This is a genomic window from Hyphomonas sp. BRH_c22, assembly GCF_000961795.1.
GTDB lineage: Bacteria > Pseudomonadota > Alphaproteobacteria > Caulobacterales > Hyphomonadaceae > Hyphomonas.
Genome location: NZ_LADU01000069.1, coordinates 12464 through 34192 on the forward strand (window position 1 = coordinate 12464; position 21729 = coordinate 34192).

Below are 21729 nucleotides of genomic sequence, written 5' to 3' on the forward strand. Positions count from 1 at the left end.
GCACAGGAACACCCCGCCATGGCCGGTCCCCAAATCGTTTTTCACATGCAAGGCCTGACCAAGGCCTATCCGGGCGGCAAGAAGGTGTTCGAGAACATCCACCTGAACTTCCTGCCCGATGCCAAGATCGGTGTCGTCGGCGTCAACGGTTCGGGTAAGTCGACCCTGCTGCGCATCATGGCCGGCGAGGACAAGGACTTCCAGGGCGAGGCCTGGGCCGCTGAAGGCATCAAGGTCGGCTACCTGCCGCAGGAGCCGAAGCTCGATCCCACGCTCAGCGTGTTCGAGAACGTCGCCTCCAAATGTCCTGAAAAGCAGATGCTCGAGCAATTCAACGCCATCTCGGAAAAGCTTGGCGAGGACTATTCCGACGAGCTGATGGAAGAGATGACGAAGCTGCAGGAGCAGATCGACGCCGCCGACGCCTGGGACATCGATTCCAAGATCGACATGGCGCTGAACGCGCTCGGCTGCCCGGAAAACGATGCCGACGTTGCCGCCCTGTCCGGCGGCGAGGCGCGCCGCGTGGCGATCTGCCAGCTGCTGCTGTCGAAGCCCGACATGATCCTGATGGATGAACCGACCAACCATCTCGACGCCGAGACGGTAGCCTGGCTGCAGAACTACCTGATCAATTTCCCCGGCTGCGTCATCCTGGTGACTCACGACCGCTACTTCCTGGATGACATCACCAGCTGGATCCTCGAACTCGACCGTGGCCGCGGCGTGCCCTTCCAGGGCAACTATTCCGGCTGGGTCGAGCAGAAGGCCAAGCGGATGGAGCAGGAAGCGCGCGAGGACACCGGCCGCAAGCGCACGCTGGCCAAGGAACTCGAATGGGTCCGCTCCGGCCAGAAGGCGCGGCAGGCGAAATCCAAGGCCCGTATCAATGCCTATGAGGAAATGGCCTCGAAGGCCGAGCGCGAGCAGGTGATGACCGCGCAGATCCGCATCCCCCCCGGCCCGCGTCTTGGCGGCGTGGTGCTCGAAGCGGAACACCTCAGCAAGGCCTTTGGCGAGAACGTGCTGATCGAAGACCTCGACTTCAAACTGCCGCCCGGCGGCATTGTCGGCGTGATCGGCCCGAACGGCGCGGGTAAATCGACCCTGTTCAAGATGATCCTCGGCCAGGAAAAGCCCGACAAGGGTAGTCTGCGTGTCGGTGACACCGTCAAGATCGGTTATGTTGACCAGAGCCGCGACAAGCTCGATCCGAACAAGAATGTCTGGGAGGAAATCTCCGGCGGCACGGACGTGATCGATCTTGGCGGCGTGCAGGTCATGTCGCGCGCCTATGTCGGCGCCTTCAATTTCAAGGGCACGGACCAGCAGAAAAAAGTCGGCCTCCTGTCAGGCGGTGAGCGCAACCGCGTCCACCTCGCCAAGATGCTGAAGGGGAGCCACAACCTCCTGCTGCTCGATGAACCGACCAATGACCTCGACGTGGAAACGCTGCAGGCCCTCGAAGAAGGCCTCGACAATTTCCCGGGTTGCGCAGTCATCATCTCGCACGACCGCTGGTTCCTTGACCGTATGGCCACGCACATCCTCGCCTTCGAGGGCAACAGCCATGTCGAATGGTTCGAGGGCGATTTCTCGTCTTACCTCGAAGACAAGAAACGCCGCCTCGGCGAGGATTCGGTGAACCCGAAACGCCTGAAATTCAAGAAGTTCGCGCGTTAGGGCCTATTCCACCGGTCTGCCGGAATCGAGGAGATCGGTTTCCTTTGCTTCGGCGCGTTCTTCGTCGACCTTTTTGTCGATATTAAGGTCTGGCGCCACGTCCTGCGTCTCGATGTCTGCGGGCGGTTGTGGGGTGATCGTCTTGCGTCGCGGGGGCAAGTTCCCGCCAAGGCCTTTCGCGATGCGCCCGGCATCGGCCGGGCCGTCGAAGCGCAGGCGGTAGATCGGTTCGGGCAGCGTGAAGCCGCCGGCTTCCAGGGCATCCTTTGTCGCGCTGATCGCCAGGCCGCGGGCCTTGAAGTAGTCGCTACGGGTCTGATCCACCCAGCCCTGGAAGCGCAGCACGATATTGGAATCACCGACCGTCTGGATAAAGGCGCTCGCGTCCGGCTGTTTCAGCACAAAAGGCAGGGTGTGCAGCGTGTCGAGCCCGAGCGTCATGGCCGCAATCGGGTCATCCTCGGCATCGACGCCGAGGTCGAATTCGAATCGGCGCTCCGGGTTGCGGCTATAGTTCAGGATCACGGCCTTGAAGACGACGGCGTTCGGGATGCGCAGGTGGTTGCCGTCCAGTGTCATCAGGACTGTGGCGCGTGACGTCAGGCGGACGACCTTGCCCTCATGTTCGTCGATCACAACGTGTTCGTTGGCGCGGAAGGGCTGGCGCAGGCTGAGCATGATGGACGAGATATAGTTTTCGAGGCTGTCGCGTACGGCAAAGCCGATGGCTATGCCAAGAACGCCAACGCCGCCGATAATGGTGCCCATCAGCGCCGTGGCGCCGACCAGGCTGAGGGCCAGCACGAGGGCAACTGCAATCGAGGCGACACGCACCGCTTGCGACACAAGTTCGGCGAGGAAGGGATTGCGCAGCACACGTCGCCAGAGCCACATCCAGCTGGCGAGCATGTGGCCGGCAAGGCTGATGACCAGGAACAGGGCGAGACCGAGGCCAAGCAGGGGGAGCGCCCGATAGTAACTTTTGAGCCGGGCGTTGAAAGTGTCGACGAGCGGCGTGACATTGCCCTCGATATCGAGCGTCCGGTCGATCTTGTCTTCGACCGTCACGACGCCGACGAGGCGTCCTGCAATCTCGGTCGCGCGGAGGGCAGCGGCCGAATTCGACACGCCGCCGGACAGGGTCACGACGCCTTCACGCACGTCCACATCGACGTTCTTGAGCGAATCGATTTCCGAGAAGATCGCCTTTATCCGGCTTTCAATCGCCTGATCATCCGGCGAATCGCTTTCGGTCTGGACGACCTGCGTGGGAGGGAGCTCGGCGGGCACCTGCGCGCTGGCCTGAAACGCAGGCAGAAGCACGAGCAGGCAAAGCCCGGTCAGCCAGGTGAATATCCGTCGTTTGATCATGGGCATTGCGCCGTCTCCCCCGCAGCCTTCTACTTGGGAAAGCGTGAGCTGGACAGGGGTTCCAATTGATCGAGCGCAGGTGCCGAGGTGCGGGAGGAGGCTACCGCCTTACTGGATCGGAGGCTGGTCAGCTCCGCTTTGACGCTTTCATGTCTGCCGTCATGCTCTCGATCTTCGCGATCAAGGCCTCCGCCGAGCCATTTGCGCGGTCGAGCAGCGCGATGAACTGGGCGCGCTGCTCGATGCCCAGCCAGATCAGGTTGCCATCCAGATTGAGCGCGACATCGACAACCTGATACTCGCCGTCGCGGGTGAGGACGCGCCAGCGCACATCCATGTCCTTGCCATCCTGGCGTTTGATCACCGTGTTGACAATCGAGTCAGTATCCGAGCGATCGACGGAATCCTTCACCACGACTTCCTTGCCGCGATAATTGTCGAGTTCGTTTTCGTAAACGGCCAGTGCGTATTCCCGGAATACCTTGCGATAGGCGGTCAGTTCCTGCTCCGTGAAGCGGCGGCTATACTTGCCGATGACGAAGTTCGACACCGCGTCCAGATCCGTGAACTGGTCCATATACTGGCTAAACGTCTCCGTACGCTGCCGTGCATTCAGCGCCGGGTCGTTGAGCGTTGCCAGCACTTCGCTGGCATTGGTCTGGACAAAGGATTCCGTCCTGGTGTCCGCAAAGGCCGGGAGGGCGCTCAATGCCAGTGCGGCAATAGCGAGAAGGGTAGGGGACGTGCGGCTCAAGAATCTGCTCCTGTCTGGGTCATTCGCGTCTGTCTATTCCTCGAATTCGTCAAAATCAGGGAGATCGTCATACGCTTGCGTGTCATTAACCGGCTTACCATTATGAATGGCTGCCTGACGCTGAGATGAATAAATACGGCGGAGGGCCACATAAGGTTCCGGCTGTTCGTTGAGGGCGGTGATCTGGTCGTCGAATTCGACGCGTGCGTTCAAACCGCCAAGAATGCCGCGCCCCATGGAGATCTGGTCGTCAAGATCGGGTTGCCCTTCGAATTCGGTCCAGGTCAGCGGGTCAAAGGCATGATCGACGCCTTTGCCAATGAGATCGCGCGGATTGGTCGGGCCGAGGAAGGGCATGACCAGGTACGGGCCGCCATCGAGGCCCCAGACGGCGAGTGTCTGGCCGAAATCTTCCCTGTGGCCATCCAGCCCGAAATAGGCCGCCGCATCCCAAAGCCCCACAAGCCCCACCGTCGTGTTGATCGTGAAGCGGAAGAAAGTGTCGCTGGCACGTTCGGGCTGGGCCTGGAGCACGTCATTCACGAAAATCACTGGCGATTTCAGGTTGCCAAGGAAGTCGCCAAGCCGGTCGCGCGCAAATTCCGGGGTCACGGTCTCATAGACAGTGGCCGCCGGGCCTACGGCATACTGGTCTACGCCCTGATTGAAGGCGAACATCTGGCGGTTGAAGCCTTCATAAGGGTCGGCAATCACGCCCGGTTCTGCGGGGGGGGTCGAGGCGCAAGCGCCAAGGCCGAGCGCGAGGGCTGCGCCAATGAGTCTGTGTTGCATGAGGAGGGATCCCCCGGGGTTGGTTCAAAGCGGTAGATGGAGTCTCTCATACGCTGCATCAACTGACGGATTGGTAAATTCGGTTCACTGTGGCACATCTGCAATCTTGCAAAACATATAAACTCATGTTTATATACTGATATGAAACCAGATCTCGCTCCGATGATTGACCGGCTCCGCGCCGCTGGCGAGCCGACGCGATTGCGGATCCTGGCGCTTTTGCGCGAGCGGGACCTGTCGGTCGGCGAACTCGTTCAGGTATTGTCGCAGTCCCAGCCCCGTCTGTCACATCATTTGAAGGTTCTGACGGGCGCCGGTCTTGTCGAGAGGATGCCAGAGGGATCGTTCGTCTTCTACAGGGCTGCGACTCGGGGTGACGGGCGAGCCTTTCTTGATTCGCTGTTTGCACAGATTCCGCAAGTCGTGGCGACTCTGAAGCGCGATGCAGATCAACTCGAGGAAGTGTCAGCATTGCGGGCGGCATCGGCGGAGACATTTTTTTCCGGCATTGCCGGAAACTGGGATACGATTCGATCCTTGCACTACCCCAATGAAGCGATTGAGCGGGCCCTTCTTGAGCTGGCCGGGCAGGGCCCTTTCGAGCGGGTTATCGATTTCGGCACGGGCACGGGCAGAATGCTTGTCCTGTTTGCGCCCTTGGCCCGCGAAGCGGAAGGGATCGACCTCAGCCATCACATGCTGACCGTGGCGCGCGCAAATCTGGAGCAGGCGGGTATATCAGGCGCCCGGGTGCGCCAGGGCGATGTGACATCCGTGCCGTTTGAATCCAATAGCGCTGACCTGGTGATTATTCACCAGGTGCTGCATTTCATGGATGCGCCGGGCAAGGTGATCGCCGAAGCCAGCCGCGTCCTGAAGCCGGGCGGACACCTTCTGGTCGTGGACTTTGCCGCGCATGATCTGGAGTTCCTTCGGACCGAGCATGGCCACCATCGTCTCGGCATGCGGGACGACAACATGGCGGCATGGGCCTCAGAAGCCGATCTCGACCTGGCCGAACCCCGTTCCTTTGCCCCGCCCGATGCGTCGAGCCCGGGGCTTGTTGTCAATATCTGGGTCGCTGAAAAGCAGGCCGCGCCCGAGGAGGCGAAAGCATGAACACCCTGTCGATTGCAGACCGCCAAACGACATCCGCTCCGTCGATCTCGTTTGAGTTCTTTCCGCCGAAAAGCGACGCCATGGCAGAGCGCCTGTGGGAGACTGTCGAGCGGCTCGAACCGATGGCGCCGGACTTCGTGTCCGTGACCTATGGCGCCGGTGGCTCTACACGCGAGCGCACGCATGACACCGTCAAGCGCATTGCCGGCAGCACGTCGCTGCGCCCTGCGGCGCATCTGACATGCGTGTCAGCGACGAAGGAAGACGTCCTGGCCGTTGCTGACGCGTACTGGGAAGCGGGTATCCGGCATATCGTGGCCCTGCGCGGCGATGCGACAGAGGGCATGGGGGCGGCGTTCCAGCAGCATCCCGGCGGCTTTCGCGACTCCGTTGAGCTGATCGAGGGCCTGCGCGCCCGTCGCCCGGAACTTGGAAAGCAGTTCGAGATTTCGGTATCGTGCTATCCGGAGCCCCACCCGGACAGTCTCGGCTGGGACAAGGACATTGCGTTCCTCAAGGCCAAGCAGGATGCCGGGGCAGATCGTGCGATTTCACAATTCTTCTTCGAACCGGATACGTTCCTGCGCTTTCTGGACCGGGCGCGCGACGGCGGCGTGACCATGCCGATCATTCCCGGCATCATGCTGCAGCCCAACTTCAATGGCCTAAAACGCATTTCGGCCCTGTGTGGCGCAAGCCTGCCGAACTGGCTGCACCGGCTGTATGAAGGCCTTGATGATGACCCAGAGACGCGCGACCTGGTGACGGCAACGGTTGCCGCCGAGCTTTGCCACAAGCTGGCGGATCATGATGTCGACACGTTCCATTTCTATACGTTGAACAGGGCAGGACTGGCTTTATCCACCTGCCGCCTGCTCGGCGTGAAACCCAAACCAGCCAAGGCTGCATGAGGCCCTCCATGACCCGATCTGAACGCATTGCCGCCCTGCACGCTGCTGCTAGAGAACGCATCCTGATCCTCGACGGATCATGGGGCGTAATGTTCCAGCGCATGGGGCTGGAAGAGGCCGACTTTCGCGGCGACCGGTTCAGCGAAGCCGCCTATCCGGGCCAGATGAAGGGCAATAACGACATTCTGTGCCTGACGCGGCCAGAACGCGTGACCGAGCTGCATGATGCCTATTTCGCTGCTGGCGCAGACATTTCGGAGACCAATACATTCTCGGCCACGATGATTGCGCAGGATGATTACAAGCTGGATGCGGATTCAGTTCGCGACATCAATCTGGAAGGCGCGAAACTGGCGCGGGCGGCAGCCGATGCATGGACCGCGAAGACGCCGGACAAGCCGCGCTTTGCCGCCGGGTCGATCGGGCCGCTCAACAAGATGCTGTCCATGTCGTCCAACGTGAACGATCCCGGCCACCGGGCGGTGATGTTCGATGAGGTCTATGAGGCCTACCGGATGCAGGTGAAGGCGCTGAACGAGGGCGGCGTGGACCTCTACCTGATCGAGACGATCACCGACACGCTGAACTGCAAGGCGTGCATCAAGGCGATCATGGACATTGAGGAAGAGGGCATGGAAAAACTGCCGATCTGGATTTCCGGCACGATCACCGACCGGTCGGGCCGCACGCTGTCAGGCCAGACGGTCGAGGCATTCTGGAATTCGGTGCGTCATGCGAAGCCCTTTGCAATTGGTTTCAACTGCGCCCTCGGTGCCGACCTGATGCGGCCTCACATCGCGTCGCTGTCGCGCATCGCAGATACGCTGGTCGCCGCCTATCCGAATGCCGGCCTGCCAAACGAAATGGGCCAGTATGACGAGACGCCGGGCCAGACGTCCTGCGCTGTCGGCGGCTGGGCGAAGGATGGCATTGTCAATATCCTGGGCGGGTGCTGCGGCACGACGCCGGAGCATATCGCGGCGATTGCCAAGGCGGTGGCGGGCGTCAAGCCGCGCGACCCGGCGCCGACCTCGCACGACATGCGCCTTGCCGGGCTGGAACCCTTCGTGCTGGCATCATGACCGGACCAGTGGTCAAAACGGGTGATCTGTTCGTGTTCTACGGCCTGCTGAAGCAGGGGGCCACAGGCATGCCGGCTGACCTGCCGCTGGAAACTTCGGGCCGTTTCCTCGGGCCGTGCCGGTTCCGGGGGCGGCTGCTGGATCTTGGCGGCTTTCCGGGCGTGGTCGATGGCGAAGACCTGTGCCATGGCGTGCGGTATGAACTGGCAGACGTGTCGATCATCGGCGCGATGGATGAATTCGAGGATGTCACGGACGACCCGGCAACGTCGCTATACCTGCGCAAGCAGATCCCGTTGCTCGGCGACGATGGCGCGGCGACCGGCGAGCAGGCCTGGATCTACTGGTACAATCAGCCCACAGAGGGCTTTGAACATATCGCTGACGGCAACTGGCCGCTCGGCAAGGGACGAACACGCAAATGACTGCTTCTGCTTCAACAAGATTCGTCAATATCGGCGAGCGCACGAACGTAACCGGCTCGGCCGTGTTCAGAAAAATGATTACAGCGGGTGACTATCCGGCAGCGGTCGAGGTTGCCCGCAACCAGGTGGAGAACGGCGCGCAGATCATTGATGTGAACATGGATGAAGGCATGCTCGACGGCGCCGAAGCCATGCGCACGTTCCTGAACCTGATCGCGGCCGAACCGGATATTGCCCGCGTGCCCGTCATGATCGACAGTTCCAAATGGGATGTCATCGAGGCCGGCCTGAAATGCGTTCAGGGCAAGGCGGTCGTGAACTCGATCTCCATGAAGGAAGGCGAAGAGACGTTCCGCAAGCAGGCACGGATGTGCCTGTCCTACGGGGCGGCGGTCGTGGTTATGGCATTTGACGAGATCGGGCAGGCGGATACCGCCGAGCGCAAGATCGAAATATGCCAGCGCGCCTACAAGATATTGACAGAGGATGTCGGCTTTCCGGCCGAGGACATCATTTTCGATCCGAACATTTTTGCCGTCGCGACGGGGATTGAAGAGCACAATAATTACGCTGTGGACTTCATCGAAGCGGCGAAAGTGATCCGCGAGACGTGCCCGGGCTGCCATATCTCCGGCGGGCTTTCCAATGTGTCGTTCAGCTTCCGGGGCAATGAGCCCGTGCGCCGGGCAATGCACTCTGTTTTCCTCTACTATGCGATCCCCGCAGGCATGGACATGGGTATCGTCAACGCGGGCCAGCTCGATATCTATGATGATATCGAACCCGAACTGCGCTCACGCGTCGAGGACGTCATCCTCAACCGGCGCGACGACGCGACCGAGCGGCTGGTCGAAATCGCGGAAACATTCCGTGGCCAGAAGGGCAAAGTGCAGGAGAAGGATACGCGCTGGCGCGAAGCACCCGTTGCCAAACGCCTTGAGCACAGCCTGGTTCACGGCATTACGGAGTTTATTGAAGCGGACACCGAGGAGGCGCGCCAATCGGTTGAGCGCCCGCTGCACGTGATCGAAGGTCCGTTGATGGACGGCATGAACGTGGTCGGAGACCTGTTCGGCTCCGGCAAGATGTTCCTGCCGCAAGTCGTGAAATCGGCCCGCGTCATGAAGGCCGCCGTTGCCTACCTTGAGCCCTATCTCGAGGAAGAGAAGATCCGGCTTGGCACGGTCGATGTCTCGAATGGCAAGGTGCTGATGGCCACCGTGAAGGGCGATGTGCACGATATCGGCAAGAACATTGTCGGCGTGGTGCTTGCCTGTAATGGCTATGAAATCATCGATCTCGGCGTGATGGTTGCGGCAGAGAAAATCCTCGACACGGCGATCGAGCAGAATGTCGACGTGATTGGCTTGTCGGGCCTCATCACGCCCAGCCTCGACGAAATGGTCTATGTCGCCTCGGAGATGCAGCGCCGCGGCATGACGCAGCCCCTGATGATCGGGGGCGCGACGACCAGCCCCGCGCACACAGCGGTCAAGGTTGATCCCGTTATCCAGTGTGCGCCGGTCATTCATGTGTCGGACGCGAGCCGGGCCGTTGGTGTCGTCAGCACACTGCTGAACGCCGAGGAGAAGCCTGCGCTCGTCGCCCAGACCAAGGCCCGCTACCAGCAGATGAGGGATTCACGCAAGGATGGGCCGCCCAAGCCGCGCCTGCCGATTGAACAGGCGCGCGCTGCGGCACTGAAAATCGACTGGGACTCTTATGAGCGGCCGAGGCCAGCCTTTTCCGGCGTGCGGACTTTCGATGATCTCGATCTGGCAACGCTGGCCCGCTATATCGACTGGACACCGTATTTCTCGGCGTGGGATCTCGCCGGGAAGTATCCGGCGATCCTGACGGACAAGATCATCGGCGAGGCGGCGAGTGGCCTCTGGCGCGATACAGAGGCCATGATGCAGCAGCTTGTCGGTGAGGCCTGGTTCAAGCCGAAGGCCGTTGTGGGCTTCTGGCGAGCAAACAGCATCGGCGATGATATCAGGCTGGAGACAGGCGACGTGTTCCATACGCTGCGCCAGCAGATGGTGAAGGACAATACGCGCGCCAATTTCGCGCTGGCTGATTTTGTTGCGCCCGAAGGCGAGGATTGGGTCGGCGGATTTTGCGTGACCTCGGGTCCGGAAGTCGAGGCCATCGCTGCCGACTTCGTTGCCAGGGGTGACGATTACTCATCCATCATCGTGAAGGCGCTGGCGGACCGGTTTGCAGAAGCGGCCGCCGAATACATGCACGAGCGCGTGCGCCGGGAACTCTGGGCCTATGCGCCGGACGAAGGCCTCAAGCCCGAGGACCTCATCGAGGAAAAGTATCGCGGCATCCGCCCAGCGCCGGGCTATCCCAGCCAGCCCGAACATACGGAAAAGGCCACGCTGTTCAAATTGCTCGATGCCGAAAAGAATATCGGCGTCTCGCTGACCTCAAGCTTTGCCATGACGCCAGCCTCCAGCGTGTCGGGCATGTATTTCGCGCACCCTGAGAGCGTCTATTTCGCAGTAGGACGGATCGAGCGGGACCAGGTGGAAGACTATGCCGCTCGCAAGGGATGGGACATGCGAACGGCGGAGCGGTGGCTGGCTCCGATCCTGAACTATGATCCGCTCGCAGTAAAAGCCGATGGCTAATCGCTGCTTTCCGTTGCGTGATATGCTGCTGGCCTAGACTGCGCGAGTCGCATAAAGGCTGCGCAGCAACTGATGTGCCGCGGGGGCCATGGGGAGAGACGCAATGCCCACGAACAAGATTCGCGGAGAGAATGCCAAGATCGTGGCGACGCTTGGCCCTGGCAGCCGTTCGCGCAAGGAAATCCGCGCGCTGGCCGAAGCGGGCGTGGACGTGTTCCGGCTGAATTTCAGCCATGGCGAGCATGAGGCGCATCGCGAGGCGCTTGAGGCGGTTCGCGCCGCCGAGGCTGCACTGGGCCAGCCGCTGGCAACGCTTGCTGACCTGCAAGGGCCAAAGGTCCGGGTGGGCAAGTTTCCAGGCGGTAGCATGCGGCTCGGCTTCCGGGCGGAATACGACCTGATTGCAGGCGATGAAACGGACCGGGATGACGTTATACCTGTGCCTCACACCGAGATCGTCGCCATGCTGGAAGTTGGCGACACGATCCTGGTGGATGATGGCAAACTGATCCTGACAGTCACGCAGGCTGGAAACCAGCCGCGTGTGAGATCGGAAGTACCCGGCAAGTTGGGTGACAAAAAGGGCTTCACCGTTCGCGGCAAGGCCCTTCCCGTGCAGGCGCTGACAGACAAGGACCGCAAGGATCTCGCCTTCGCGCTCGAGATCGGTGTCGACATTGTCGCGCTGTCCTTTGTGCAGACGGTGGAGGATATTCTGGAGACCAAGGCGATCATTGCCGGCCGGGCGCCGCTCGTTGCCAAGCTGGAAAAGCCGGCGGCGATTGCCAACCTCATCGCAATAGTTGAAGCGGCCGACGCGGTCATGGTCGCCCGTGGTGACCTTGGCGTGGAGTTCGCGCCGGAGGATGTGCCCGTGATCCAGCGCCGGATCGTTCGCGCAGCGCGGGCGGCGGGCAGGCCGGTCATTGTTGCGACACAGATGCTGGAATCGATGATCGAGAATTCGGCGCCAACGCGTGCCGAAGCCAGCGATGTTGCAACAGCGATCTATCAGGGCGCCGACGCGGTCATGCTGTCAGCAGAAACAGCCGTTGGCCGCCACCCTGCGACTGCGGTGGCCATCATGTCCAGAATCATCAGGGCCACAGAGAAGGCAGATGATTATCATCGCTCGATTGCAGAGTTCGACGGCGAGGGCACGTGTTCAAACGCCATCGATGTCGTCGCGCGAACGTCGCTGGAGATGGCAGAGTCGGAAGGCGCTGTGGCGCTGGCCTTGCGCACGGGGGCTTTCGAGCGCCTTGCGCGCTTTTCGCGCGTCCGCGGCGGCGTGCCGATATTATATGGATCACTTGATGATCAGCGTTTACGTCAGGCATGCTTGCTCTGGGGCGTGCATCCCCAGCGCCTGAATGCCGGTGAGCAAACCTGGTATCGAGACCTGATGAATGCGGCAGGCCTTCAAGGCCGGGTTGCCTATGCGCGATGGGCAGGGGACGAGACCCGGTTTGCCTGGGAGATCGGTATCGGCAAAGGGCAGGATGGCAGGACGGTCACTGGCGTATGAGGAGCTGGCTCTTGCGGAATTCGTAGGAGTAGAGTTCGCCCAGAAACGTCATGCCGAGAAGGGACTGATCAAGGCCCTCGCGCAGGACCATTCCCTCGACGTTCTCCACTTCGACCTGGCCAATCCGGATCCGGTCGAGGGTGACGGCTGCGCCGTAGACGATCCCGCCAGCCGTTCTGATTTCCCATTTGAAATCCAGTTCTTCCGGCTTGAGGCCGATGCGCTGCGCATCCCGGAATGTGATCGCCACCGTGCTTGCACCGGTATCGACCATGAACTTGACGGCGGTTCCATCGACATCGGCCCGGGTCCAGTAGTGGCCATCCGGTTCGCGATCAATGATGGCGGCGTTTGCGAATGTGACCTGTGGCGTCGCCGGGGCTTCCACGGAGGCCGGAGCCGGGGCATTACGTTCGTTCAGTTTGGGAACGACAAAAAGGATTGTCGTTGCGGCAACGAGGCTGGCCGCCACGATCATCGATACTGCTTTTCCGGCCAATCCGCCCATGCCTACCTCCTGCCCATGGCTTTGAGCTGCGAAACCCGCCCGGGAAGCGCAGCCATGACATCATCGCGCGCGTCACCGCCCATGGCCATCCAGCGCCCGATTTCGGGCAGCGTGCGACCGCACCCAAGGCACCAACCTGTTGTGGCGTCTATGGCGCAGACTTTTATGCAGGGAGTCTTTATCGGTTGGTCAGTCATCAATATACAGCGTAGTTCATGGAGCAGGATGGGCAAGTATGGCACGGTGCCAGGTAACAAATCCTTGTCGTGCACTTGCCGTTTTCTCTGATAAATACGCACTGTCCCCAATTGCGCGGGATCTGGAGACTGACCGACGTGACTGAACCTGCCAACAATACGGCTCCTCTCGAAGACGTTCGTGCGTTGATCCTGAAGCGAATTCCGCTCGATACCGGACCGGGGGATCAGGTCAGCGCGGCCTTGCTTACGATGGGGCGCGAGGGTGACTTCGGCCGCCTGGGCGAAGCCGCCATCTGGCTGGCTAACTGGCAGCACCGCTATCCGCCCCGGATCGAGAAGCCGGCCCTCGTGATTTTTGCCGGATCGCACGGCCTGGTCGAAGAAGGCGTGTCGCTCTCGTCGAACATGGATACGCGGGCGCATGTCGAAGCCTTGCAGGAGGGGCGCGCCCCTCTGTCCGCGATTGCGACGCAGGCTGGCGCGAATATCCGCGTGTTCGAACTCGCGCTGGACACTCCAACGCCGAGCATTGCCGATACAGCCGCCATGAGCGAACGCGAATGCGCTGCGACGATTGCCTTCGGGTTCGAGGCTGTCGAGGACAAGCCGGACCTGCTCGCCCTGGCCGTGTCTGGTGCCGGCGTCGGGACTGCGGCGGCGGCTGTCGCCTGCGCACTTTACGGTGGTTCGCCGGATTACTGGGTGCGGCCCAGCAACCATACGCCACCGGCCCTGTCCAAGCGGCGCGTTGAACTGGTCAGCCGGGCGTTGACGCTTCACCGCGGCCACTTGTCTGACCCGCTGGAGGCGCTGCGCTGTCTTGGCGGGCGGGAACTTGCGGCCTGTGTCGGCGCCATCATTGCTGCGCGCCATGAAGGTGTCCCCGTGGTGCTGGACGGTTTCGCCACCACGATCGCTGCGGGTGTTGTTCACGCCATCGACCCCACCGCCATCAGTCACTGCATCGCCTCTCACACCACCCAGCGACCCGCCCATGAGGCAGCCCTGGAGCGACTCGGCATGAAGCCGCTCATGCAGCTTGAGTTCCAGACTGGAGGCGGATTGGGTTCGGCGACGGCAATCGGCGTTCTGAAAACGGCCTGCGCGCCCTTCATCGCCGAGCCAGCGAGCACCTGAATACGCATACTAACCTTGCGTAATAGCATGGATTACCTGCGTCAAAGTTTACGTTTACGTGCGCGTAACCTTGCCATGGAGCCGTTTTGACTGACATAAAGAGTCCAAGCCAAGCTAAAAATCTGCCCGGAGGAGTTCCACGCTCATGAATCTTGATTTTTCCCCAGAGGAAATTGCTTTCCGCGATGAAGTTCGCAGCTTCATTTCCGAAAATTATCCTAAAGAGCTAATGGGATTTGGAACACGCGAGGATCTGACTCGCGAGCAGTTTCTCGCCTGGCACAAGATTCTCGGAAAAAAGGGCTGGTCCGCTCCAGCCTGGCCGGAAAAGTATGGCGGCACCGGGTGGACATCGACCCAGCGCTACATCTGGTCTGAAGAGAATGCCCGCGTTGATGCGATCATGCCTTTGCCGTTCGGCGTGGCGATGGTTGCGCCAGTTATCTACACCTTCGGCACCGAGGAGCAGAAGAAAGAACACCTGCCGGGTATTCTTTCCGGTGATGTGTGGTGGTGCCAGGGGTATTCCGAGCCGGGTGCCGGTTCTGACCTTGCGAGCGTGAAGACGACAGCTGTACGTGACGGCGATCATTGGGTCATCAATGGCCAGAAAACCTGGACGACACTCGCCCAGTTCGCTGACTGGGGCTTCTTCCTCTGCCGCACTGACCCGAACGCGAAAAAGCCGCAGGAAGGCATCAGCTTCATTCTCGTCAACATGAAAACGCCTGGCGTTGAAGTGCGCCCGATCAAGCTGATCGACGGTGGCCATGAGGTGAACGAAACCTGGTTGACAGACGTGCGCGTGCCGATCGAAAACCTTGTCGGCAAGGAAAACGAAGGCTGGACCTGCGCCAAGTTCCTGCTTGCTCATGAGCGTTCCGGAATTGCAGGCGTCGCGCGCTCCAAGCGCGGCGTCGAAAAACTCCGGGCGATTGCCAGCGAGGAACTCGTGGATGGCGAGCCGCTGATCAAATCCGGCGATTTTGCCCGCAAGATCAGCCAGCTCGAAATTGACCTGACGGCGCTGGAATTCACGGAACTGCGTACACTTGCCTCTGAATCGGCAGGTAAAGGCCCGGGACCGGAAAGCTCGATCCTCAAGATCAAGGGAACCGAGATCCAGCAGCGTTTGACCGAGCTCACGCTTGAGGCGGTGGGTAATTATGCCGAGCCGTATACCGCGGGCATGGAGCCCGACGGCTCCAACGAACGGGGCGTTGGTCCAGACCACTCCAACTTCGCGGCGGAGACCTATTTCAACATGCGCAAGACGTCGATCTATGGCGGATCGAACGAAATTCAGCGCGGCATTATCAGCAAGATGATCCTGGGCCTCTAGGGCACACGGGGCAGGGAGAAAAGTACATGGATTTCAATTTCACCGAAGAGCAGACCATGATTCGCGACAGCCTTTCGAGGCTGATCCGGGAGCAGTATGATTTCGATACACGCCGCAAGGTCGTGGCGTCGAAGGATGGCTGGCGTCCTGAAATGTGGGCGCAGTTTGCCGAGCTTGGACTGCTGATGGCGCCGTTCAGCGAAGAAGATGGCGGCCTGGGCGGCGGCCCGATCGACGCAATGGTCGTGATGGAAGAGTTCGGCAAGGGACTTGTTGTTGAGCCTTACCTTCCAAGCGTCGTTTGCGGCGGTGGTTTTCTGAAGCGGGGCAGCGATGCCCAGAAGGCCGAGCATCTGGCCGGTATCATGTCTGGCGAGCAGATCTTTGCGTTCGCCTATGCCGAGCCACGAGGCCGCTACAATCTTGCCGATCTTGAGACGACCGCCACGAAAGATGGTGCCGGCTTCAAGATCAATGGCCACAAGGCGGTTGTCATCGGCGCGCCCTGGGCAACTCATTTTGTAGTCACCGCCCGCACATCCGGCGCACGCCGCGATGCCAAGGGTGTCACGGTGTTTGTCGTCGCGAAGGATGCCAGCGGCGTCTCGACGCGCGACTATCCAACGGTCGACGGCCGCCGGGCGTCGGAAGTCTATTTCGAGGACGTGTCGGTCGGCGCGGATGCCGTTATCGGCGAAGTCGATAATGGTCTGCCATTGGTGGAACTCGTGACGGACGAGGCAATTGCCGCCCTGTGCGCCGAAGCCTGTGGTGCGATGAAAATCGCGCATGAAATGACGGTCGAGTATTCGCGCAATCGCAAGCAGTTCGGCGTTGCCATCGGCAAGTTCCAGGTCCTTCAACACCGCATGGTGGATATGTTCATGGAGCATGAGCAGTCTGTGTCCATGACGTACATGGCCACGCTGAAGCTTGATGAAGATGACGTCACGCGGAAGAAGGCCGCCTCCGCCGCAAAGGTCCGGATCGGCCAGGGCGGACGCTTTGTCGGCCAGCAGGCGATCCAGATCCACGGCGGCATGGGCATGACGGACGAGATGGCCGTCGGCCACTATTTCAAGCGCCTGACAATGATCGATGCCGAATTCGGCAATGTCGATCATCACCTGAAACGCTACACCGAACTCTCAGCCGTGGACCTTCCCATCGCGGCCGAATAGCCGCGATACGCTAAGCCAGATCGGGCGTTATCCGTACAGTTCCTGTTCCTTCACGGACGAGATTGACGTGATAACGCCTGAATGGAACACGGCCCTCAGGAGCCAGAAATTGCGCCGGGTGCTGGAGAAGACCGCCAGCAAGGCCCGAACCATGCAATAGGCAATTTTCAGGATTGTCAAACACAGTGAAACGCCTGCCATGGCGAGGGATAATCTTCCTCTTTCGAGGCGGCCGTACGTGATCCCGGACCTGAACCGCCGCTTTGCGATCCAAGCAAAACCAAGGCGTGACGGATCAACGGGTTCGAAGACTTTGGCTGTGTCGGAACGGGCAAACTTGGCGCCAGCCCGCCAAGCCCGGAAGAAGAACTCGGTATCTTCACCCCCGGTTCGGCCTTTTTCCAGCAGGAAGCGCTGGTTGTGGAAGCAGGGGGCATGTGTCCGGATAAGGGCGTTGCATGTATGGCCTGTCTGCACGATTCCGTTGCGGGCTGTCGGCAGATTGGAGTGATACTCTCCCTGCTTTATCCAGGCTGGAGCTGTATCGGGATACTCGGCAATGGCCGGTCCGAAAACAGCATCATAGGGGCCCGACACAAGCAGGGCATGTATGTCAGCGATCCAGGTCGGCGGAGCCACCTCGTCATCATCTATGAAAGCCAGGAAATCGCCGGTCGCCGCGTCCAGACAGGCGTTTCGGGCTATTGAGATGTTCCGGCTGGGTGCATGGACATAGTGGACCGGAACCGGCAAATCCTGCGCAATACGGGTGACCTGTTCCTGCGCCGACGGCACTTCGTCATTGTCGGCGACGATGATGCGAAGGTCAGAGCCTTCAGGCAGGACCTGACGTCCGAGCGAGCGAAGCGTGTCTGCCAGGGACGCGCGGCGGAACGTGCAGACACAGATCTCGATCAACAAGGTATTTTTTCCTCAGAGTCTGCTCGGTCGGGTTGGAAATGGCTCTGCATCGGGCTGCTCCACTCGGTGCAAGTCTTGTTCCAGCGACGATTGGGCCCATAAAAGCTATTCAAACGGGGTAAGTTCTCAACGCATCTGCGACGTGGTCTGCAATCGCAAGCGAACTCGTAAGCCCGGGGGATTCGATGCCAAACAGGTGAACCAGACCTTCATAGCCGTGCAGCGCTGGGCCGTCGATCCTGAAATCAGCAGCGGGTTCGTTGGGTCCTGCCAGCTTAGGACGACATCCCGAATAGTCCGGCACGATCGCGCCGTCCGGAAGGCCCGGCCAATAGGCCCGAACGGCTTCATAGAATGATTCAGAACGCTCGGGGTCCACATGGTAATCGACCCGGTCAGGGTCATTGTGATCGAGCCATTCGACGTCGGGCCCGAAGCGCATTTGTCCGGCCAGATCCAGCGTAACGTGAATGCCCAATCCGCCGACAACGGGTACAGGATAGATCAGCCTCGAAAACGAGGGCCGCGACTGACAGCTGAAGTAATTGCCCTTGGCAAGTTTAAAGCCGGGCAACAGGGACGTGTCATATCCCTCCATCCGAGCGGCCAGACCATGCGCATGCAGGCCGGCACTGTTGATCAGGTGCCGGGTGGTGATCGTGTAAGGCTCCCGTCCACCTACACTGAGTTCGAACCGGCCATCGGGCAGGATCCGCATTTCCAGAACCGTCGCGTCAAACAGCACATTGCCGCCGTGATCCTCGAGCTCGTTTCGGAGGGTGGCCATGAAGGTGTGGCTGTCGATCAGACCGGTTTCTTCGGACAGAAGCGCGGTATCGCAACGAAGACGGGGTTCAAGTTTTCTTGCCTCGGATGCGCTGAGCATCCTCAAGCCTTCTACGTCATTATGCCGACCTTGAGCGAACAGGGATTCCAGCGTTTCTTGCTGACTGGGATCTGTGGAGACAATCAGCTTGCCCGTGCGTTTGTGTGGGATGGTATGCTGGGCAAGGTAGGCGTAGAGCTTGCGCCGGCCAGAAACGCACAAGCGATGGCGCAAGCTGCCCGTCCGATAATAGAGGCCTGCGTGGATAACTTCGCTGTTGCGCGAGGACGTTCCTGTGCCGATCGCCCGCGCAGACTCAAGGACATACGTTTCGTGCCCGCGGCGAGCCAATTCGGCGGCGCAAGCAAGCCCGATGGCGCCAGCGCCGATGACGATCATATCGACGTCTGTCACTACACACTGTCCCACGCGCTACGATGGGCTTCAGTGAGGAGGGTGAGAGAGGAAATCATGAATTATGCAAAAGCTTGTTAATAATGGTCGCATTCCGGAACAGGGTGTAAATTCGACCCGACGAAGGTCATCGTGCGCAAATCCGTCGAGATTGTGGTTTCGATATTACAAGCAGAAGGACCACACACCATGACCGAAGACAGACTGGCTCTATTCGAGCTGATTGACCAGAGCACCAACGATGATCTGGTGCACGGCATGCTGGCCTTTGCGGCCGGACCGATCATGGAGATGGAAACGGAGGCGCGCACGGGCACGGCTTCCGTTAACCGCTCTGCGGATCGCAACGTTTGCAGGAACGGATACCGCGAACGGGCTTGGGGTGAAGCGGAATAGAAATCGCATGGCGATTTCCCGCGGAACCGGGCTGGCCGGATCGATCTCGATATCCCGAAGCTGCGCAAGTGATCCTGCTTCCCGACCATCCAGTGGACAGTCGGCGCGGTCACTTCCCGAGTGACGAGGCCGCTATGAAGCTGCGATACTTAGTCCTCAACCACGCTGCCCAGGAATGGTCACGGCCCCCCACGTGAATGGTTCGAGGCAAAGACCCAGTTCGCTGTCATCTTGCGTGACAGGTTCGTGGTCTGATAATGGAAACGGGCCACTAGCACAATATTCGGGACAGTCCCGATAACCCTGTTCCCAGTCTGTCCGACGTGGGCAACTGAACCCATTACCGCAGCCAGGAACCGGGAGAAATCGCTACAAAGCCCGTTGCTGAAACGCCAGTCACGCGAACGCCTCGCCCAGGTAGCGCGCCATCTGGAGGCCATCGAAGACAGGATGCTGGCCATTATTGAAAGCGACCAGGACCTTGCCAGAAGGTTTGGCGTCCTGACGTCTATCCCCGGCCTCGCCACACGTTCAGCCTTTACCCTGATCGCCGACATGCCAGAGCTCGGAACTCTCGACAGTCAGGCCATAGCCGCCCTCTCGGGAACTGCGCTCATGACCCGCCAGTCCGGCAAGCGGACGGGCAAGGCCTTCGTTACCGGAGGCAGGGTAAATGTCCGTCAGGCCCTTTACATGCCAGCTCTGGTCGCTGCCCGGTTCAATCCGGACTTCGCTGCCATGTGCCAGGCCATGACGGCACGCGGTAAACCACCAAAAGTCGCGCTCACCGCAATCATGCGAAAACTCATCATCCTCGCAAATGCCCTCATCAGGGCTGACCGGAAATGGGAACCAAGACTGGCTTGACCAAGACGGATACTCCGGCGTTGCGGGCTAAGCTTGATTCGGCATCGTATTTTATCCAAGCTGTTGGCCTGCCCATTGCATGGTACATTAGCGCAAAGTTCCGAGTTGACGCCCACAAGGAAGGCCGGGACGCCTTTAGGTCTTCAAAGATTTGGAACAAGCTACATGTCGTGCCAATTCGTTACAGTTCTGATCCCGACTTACAATCGTTCTGAATTGCTGCTTGCCACGTTAGCCTCAGTTTTTGCGCAATCCCGTTTGCCGGATGAGATCGTTGTCATAAACGACGGATCCACTGATGATACGTTGAAGAGGCTTTCAACACTGGGCGACAGGGTCCGCATCCTGACCCAGGAGAACCAGGGTAAATCCGCTGCGCTTAACCTGGGTCTTCGCCATGCGCGAGACGGGCTGATCTGGATCGTCGACGATGACGATCTGATGAATCCAGATGCGCTGCAGACCCTGATTGATTTGTTCGACCGCGACCCCGACGCGGAGTTCGCATACGGAAGGCATGAGCGATTTTCAGCTAAACCATCAGGCGAGATCAGGCGGTTCGATACTGGTTACTGGTGCGAATGCTTGCCGGACGAGTTCCTGATCGCGACGATGGAAGATATGTTTGTCCACCAGCCCGGAATGCTTGTCCGCAAGTCTCTGTATGATCGTGTGGGTCCGTTCGATATTAACCGGGCGCGTTCGCAGGATTACGAAATGCTTATTCGTTTGGCGCGGGCCGCAAAGGTAGCCTCGACCGAAGACGTTGTGTTTCTTCAGCGCGTTCATGACGGCGAACGGGGGGCGGGCGCCAGGGCGATCTCCAGTGATCAGCGTGATTCCAAATGGGTCGAGAACGACCAATCCATATTCAGAAATATATATGCGAGTTTTGATCTTGAAGAGTACATCCCACCTCACAAGGAACTGGTCGGTCCAGCGGCGCTTCGGTACGCGCTTCTGAGCCGCGGCGCGATAATGGCCCGCAAGAAGCTGTGGGATCTTGCAATTGAAGACTTTAGTGCTGCCAGAGACCTTACGAAGGATCCACTGAGCGAGGCGGAATCAAGCATTATATGGCGCTCACTCGCTGGAAAGTACGGCTGTGATGAGATCATCACGGATCGCTCTCTCATGCTTGCGCTTGAGAGGTTGGCCGATGGTTCGCGTCCTGGTTCGCAAATAGCTTCGTCTCTGGCCTTGGGATTGAGATGGCGTGTTTGGAGTGAATTGCGCGGCGGGCATATGTTGAAAGCATTGGCGTTGTTTCTGTGTATGACAAGGCTGCGCTTCGCAGGCGCCTTTCGCGTTAAAAGGGATATTTGAAGTACGAATCTGTACGCATGGCCTGTTCAGATGAACCGAGCCACCTCTCTATAACCCTGTTCTCAGCCTGCCCTGCGTGGACAACTGAACCCATCACCGCAGCAAGGACGGCGTTCACGAATTACACCATCTGATGGGGCGCTACCTTGATAATATGAAAAGAACGCGCGTTCATGTCACATTATCCCTGTATCAGCAGGGGACGCAGGGTGACAATAAATTATCAAACGTGTAGCATTAACTTCTGGTGAGCATGTTGCAATTTCGGACGTTTCTCGTTGGACTGGACCTTAAGCCGTAATGTGCG

General features: G+C 59.8%; 18 protein-coding genes and 3 pseudogenes. 14 read left to right on the forward strand and 7 right to left on the reverse strand.

Features of this window, described 5'->3' with window-relative positions:
• The first annotated feature begins 18 nt into the window (after positions 1 to 18).
• Entirely contained in the window at positions 19 to 1683 is a 1665-nt protein-coding gene (gene ettA / locus VR74_RS09060) for an energy-dependent translational throttle protein EttA (RefSeq protein WP_045696054.1), read from the forward strand.
• A gap of 3 nt (positions 1684 to 1686) precedes the next feature.
• Here ettA and VR74_RS09065 read toward each other — a convergent pair whose 3' ends face one another.
• The 3 genes from VR74_RS09065 to VR74_RS09075 form a co-directional block, all read right to left on the reverse strand.
• Positions 1687 to 3060, reverse strand: coding sequence for a mechanosensitive ion channel domain-containing protein (locus tag VR74_RS09065; RefSeq protein WP_045696056.1), 1374 nt, complete (start codon positions 3058 to 3060; stop codon positions 1687 to 1689).
• Between the two features lie 121 nt (positions 3061 to 3181).
• The gene (locus VR74_RS09070; RefSeq protein ID WP_045696057.1) at positions 3182 to 3808 is read right to left on the reverse strand and encodes an ABC transporter substrate-binding protein; all 627 of its coding nucleotides are present in this window, start codon (positions 3806 to 3808) and stop codon (positions 3182 to 3184) included.
• A gap of 33 nt (positions 3809 to 3841) precedes the next feature.
• On the reverse strand, positions 3842 to 4600 hold the full coding sequence (locus VR74_RS09075) for a VacJ family lipoprotein (RefSeq protein ID WP_045696059.1): 759 nt from the start codon (positions 4598 to 4600) through the stop codon (positions 3842 to 3844).
• A gap of 141 nt (positions 4601 to 4741) precedes the next feature.
• Here VR74_RS09075 and VR74_RS09080 point away from each other — a divergent pair, with 141 nt between their 5' ends.
• The 6 genes and pseudogenes from VR74_RS09080 to pyk all read left to right on the forward strand — a co-directional run bounded on the left by VR74_RS09080 (position 4742) and on the right by pyk (position 12304).
• Positions 4742 to 5719, forward strand: a complete 978-nt coding sequence (locus VR74_RS09080) for a metalloregulator ArsR/SmtB family transcription factor (RefSeq protein WP_045696060.1) — start codon at positions 4742 to 4744, stop codon at positions 5717 to 5719.
• On the forward strand, positions 5716 to 6630 hold the full coding sequence (metF, locus tag VR74_RS09085; RefSeq protein ID WP_045696062.1) for a methylenetetrahydrofolate reductase [NAD(P)H]: 915 nt from the start codon (positions 5716 to 5718) through the stop codon (positions 6628 to 6630). The genes VR74_RS09080 and metF overlap by 4 nt, the downstream gene beginning before the upstream one ends.
• Before the next feature lie 8 nt (positions 6631 to 6638).
• Positions 6639 to 7712: a homocysteine S-methyltransferase family protein gene (locus VR74_RS09090; RefSeq protein WP_299949990.1), complete on the forward strand. Its 1074-nt coding sequence runs from the start codon at positions 6639 to 6641 to the stop codon at positions 7710 to 7712.
• Positions 7709 to 8137 carry a gamma-glutamylcyclotransferase family protein gene (locus VR74_RS20770; protein ID WP_299949992.1) on the forward strand — a complete coding sequence of 143 codons (429 nt, stop codon included), beginning with the start codon at positions 7709 to 7711 and terminating at the stop codon, positions 8135 to 8137. The genes VR74_RS09090 and VR74_RS20770 overlap by 4 nt, the downstream gene beginning before the upstream one ends.
• Before the next feature lie 20 nt (positions 8138 to 8157).
• Positions 8158 to 10776, forward strand: a pseudogene (gene metH / locus VR74_RS09100) (methionine synthase); the annotation flags it as partial.
• A 103-nt stretch (positions 10777 to 10879) separates the two neighbouring features.
• The gene (pyk, locus tag VR74_RS09105) at positions 10880 to 12304 is read left to right on the forward strand and encodes a pyruvate kinase (protein ID WP_045696065.1); all 1425 of its coding nucleotides are present in this window, start codon (positions 10880 to 10882) and stop codon (positions 12302 to 12304) included.
• Here the strand turns inward: pyk and VR74_RS09110 are convergent.
• Together VR74_RS09110 and VR74_RS09115 are read right to left on the reverse strand one after the other, a co-directional pair.
• Positions 12291 to 12812, reverse strand: a complete 522-nt coding sequence (locus tag VR74_RS09110; RefSeq protein ID WP_299949996.1) for a TIGR02281 family clan AA aspartic protease — start codon at positions 12810 to 12812, stop codon at positions 12291 to 12293. The genes pyk and VR74_RS09110 overlap by 14 nt on opposite strands.
• A 2-nt stretch (positions 12813 to 12814) precedes the next feature.
• Positions 12815 to 13009 (reverse strand): DUF1289 domain-containing protein, encoded by a 195-nt coding sequence (locus VR74_RS09115; protein ID WP_045696110.1) that lies wholly within the window; start codon positions 13007 to 13009, stop codon positions 12815 to 12817.
• A gap of 138 nt (positions 13010 to 13147) precedes the next feature.
• Between VR74_RS09115 and VR74_RS09120 the strand changes: the two genes are divergently transcribed.
• From VR74_RS09120 to VR74_RS09130, 3 genes are all read left to right on the forward strand, one after another.
• On the forward strand, positions 13148 to 14149 hold the full coding sequence (locus VR74_RS09120; protein ID WP_045696066.1) for a nicotinate-nucleotide--dimethylbenzimidazole phosphoribosyltransferase: 1002 nt from the start codon (positions 13148 to 13150) through the stop codon (positions 14147 to 14149).
• Between the two features lie 145 nt (positions 14150 to 14294).
• Positions 14295 to 15491 (forward strand): acyl-CoA dehydrogenase family protein, encoded by a 1197-nt coding sequence (locus VR74_RS09125; RefSeq protein WP_045696067.1) that lies wholly within the window; start codon positions 14295 to 14297, stop codon positions 15489 to 15491.
• Between the two features lie 26 nt (positions 15492 to 15517).
• On the forward strand, positions 15518 to 16672 hold the full coding sequence (locus VR74_RS09130) for an acyl-CoA dehydrogenase family protein (protein WP_045696069.1): 1155 nt from the start codon (positions 15518 to 15520) through the stop codon (positions 16670 to 16672).
• A gap of 27 nt (positions 16673 to 16699) precedes the next feature.
• Here the strand turns inward: VR74_RS09130 and VR74_RS09135 are convergent, their stop codons facing one another.
• Both VR74_RS09135 and VR74_RS09140 read right to left on the reverse strand, forming a co-directional pair.
• Positions 16700 to 17593 (reverse strand): glycosyltransferase family 2 protein, encoded by an 894-nt coding sequence (locus VR74_RS09135; protein WP_045696071.1) that lies wholly within the window; start codon positions 17591 to 17593, stop codon positions 16700 to 16702.
• Positions 17594 to 17702: 109 nt separating this feature from the next.
• Positions 17703 to 18833 carry an NAD(P)/FAD-dependent oxidoreductase gene (locus VR74_RS09140; protein WP_299949998.1) on the reverse strand — a complete coding sequence of 377 codons (1131 nt, stop codon included), beginning with the start codon at positions 18831 to 18833 and terminating at the stop codon, positions 17703 to 17705.
• 189 nt (positions 18834 to 19022) lie between these two features.
• On the opposite strand from VR74_RS09140, the gene VR74_RS09145 reads away from it, so the two are divergent.
• From VR74_RS09145 to VR74_RS09155, 4 genes and pseudogenes are all read left to right on the forward strand, one after another.
• Positions 19023 to 19229 carry a transposase gene (locus VR74_RS09145; protein ID WP_045696073.1) on the forward strand — a complete coding sequence of 69 codons (207 nt, stop codon included), beginning with the start codon at positions 19023 to 19025 and terminating at the stop codon, positions 19227 to 19229.
• 104 nt (positions 19230 to 19333) lie between these two features.
• Positions 19334 to 19484 (forward strand): annotated as a pseudogene (locus VR74_RS20775) (IS256 family transposase); the annotation flags it as partial.
• An 87-nt stretch (positions 19485 to 19571) separates the two neighbouring features.
• Positions 19572 to 20096: pseudogene (locus VR74_RS09150) on the forward strand (transposase); the annotation flags it as partial.
• 165 nt (positions 20097 to 20261) lie between these two features.
• A complete protein-coding gene (locus VR74_RS09155) occupies positions 20262 to 21422 on the forward strand; it encodes a glycosyltransferase family 2 protein (RefSeq protein WP_299950000.1) in 1161 nt (386 codons plus the stop codon).
• Positions 21423 to 21729: the final 307 nt, after the last annotated feature.

Coding starts and splice junctions, on each gene's coding strand:
- ettA (WP_045696054.1), top strand. CDS start 19: ATGGCCGGTCCCCAAATCGTTTTTCACATGCAAGGCCTGACCAAGGCC.
- VR74_RS09065 (WP_045696056.1), bottom strand. CDS start 3,060: ATGCCCATGATCAAACGACGGATATTCACCTGGCTGACCGGGCTTTGC.
- VR74_RS09075 (WP_045696059.1), bottom strand. CDS start 4,600: ATGCAACACAGACTCATTGGCGCAGCCCTCGCGCTCGGCCTTGGCGCT.
- VR74_RS09080 (WP_045696060.1), top strand. CDS start 4,742: ATGAAACCAGATCTCGCTCCGATGATTGACCGGCTCCGCGCCGCTGGC.
- metF (WP_045696062.1), top strand. CDS start 5,716: ATGAACACCCTGTCGATTGCAGACCGCCAAACGACATCCGCTCCGTCG.
- VR74_RS09090 (WP_299949990.1), top strand. CDS start 6,639: ATGACCCGATCTGAACGCATTGCCGCCCTGCACGCTGCTGCTAGAGAA.
- VR74_RS20770 (WP_299949992.1), top strand. CDS start 7,709: ATGACCGGACCAGTGGTCAAAACGGGTGATCTGTTCGTGTTCTACGGC.
- pyk (WP_045696065.1), top strand. CDS start 10,880: ATGCCCACGAACAAGATTCGCGGAGAGAATGCCAAGATCGTGGCGACG.
- VR74_RS09110 (WP_299949996.1), bottom strand. CDS start 12,812: ATGGGCGGATTGGCCGGAAAAGCAGTATCGATGATCGTGGCGGCCAGC.
- VR74_RS09115 (WP_045696110.1), bottom strand. CDS start 13,009: ATGACTGACCAACCGATAAAGACTCCCTGCATAAAAGTCTGCGCCATA.
- VR74_RS09125 (WP_045696067.1), top strand. CDS start 14,295: ATGAATCTTGATTTTTCCCCAGAGGAAATTGCTTTCCGCGATGAAGTT.
- VR74_RS09130 (WP_045696069.1), top strand. CDS start 15,518: ATGGATTTCAATTTCACCGAAGAGCAGACCATGATTCGCGACAGCCTT.
- VR74_RS09145 (WP_045696073.1), top strand. CDS start 19,023: ATGACCGAAGACAGACTGGCTCTATTCGAGCTGATTGACCAGAGCACC.
- VR74_RS09155 (WP_299950000.1), top strand. CDS start 20,262: ATGTCGTGCCAATTCGTTACAGTTCTGATCCCGACTTACAATCGTTCT.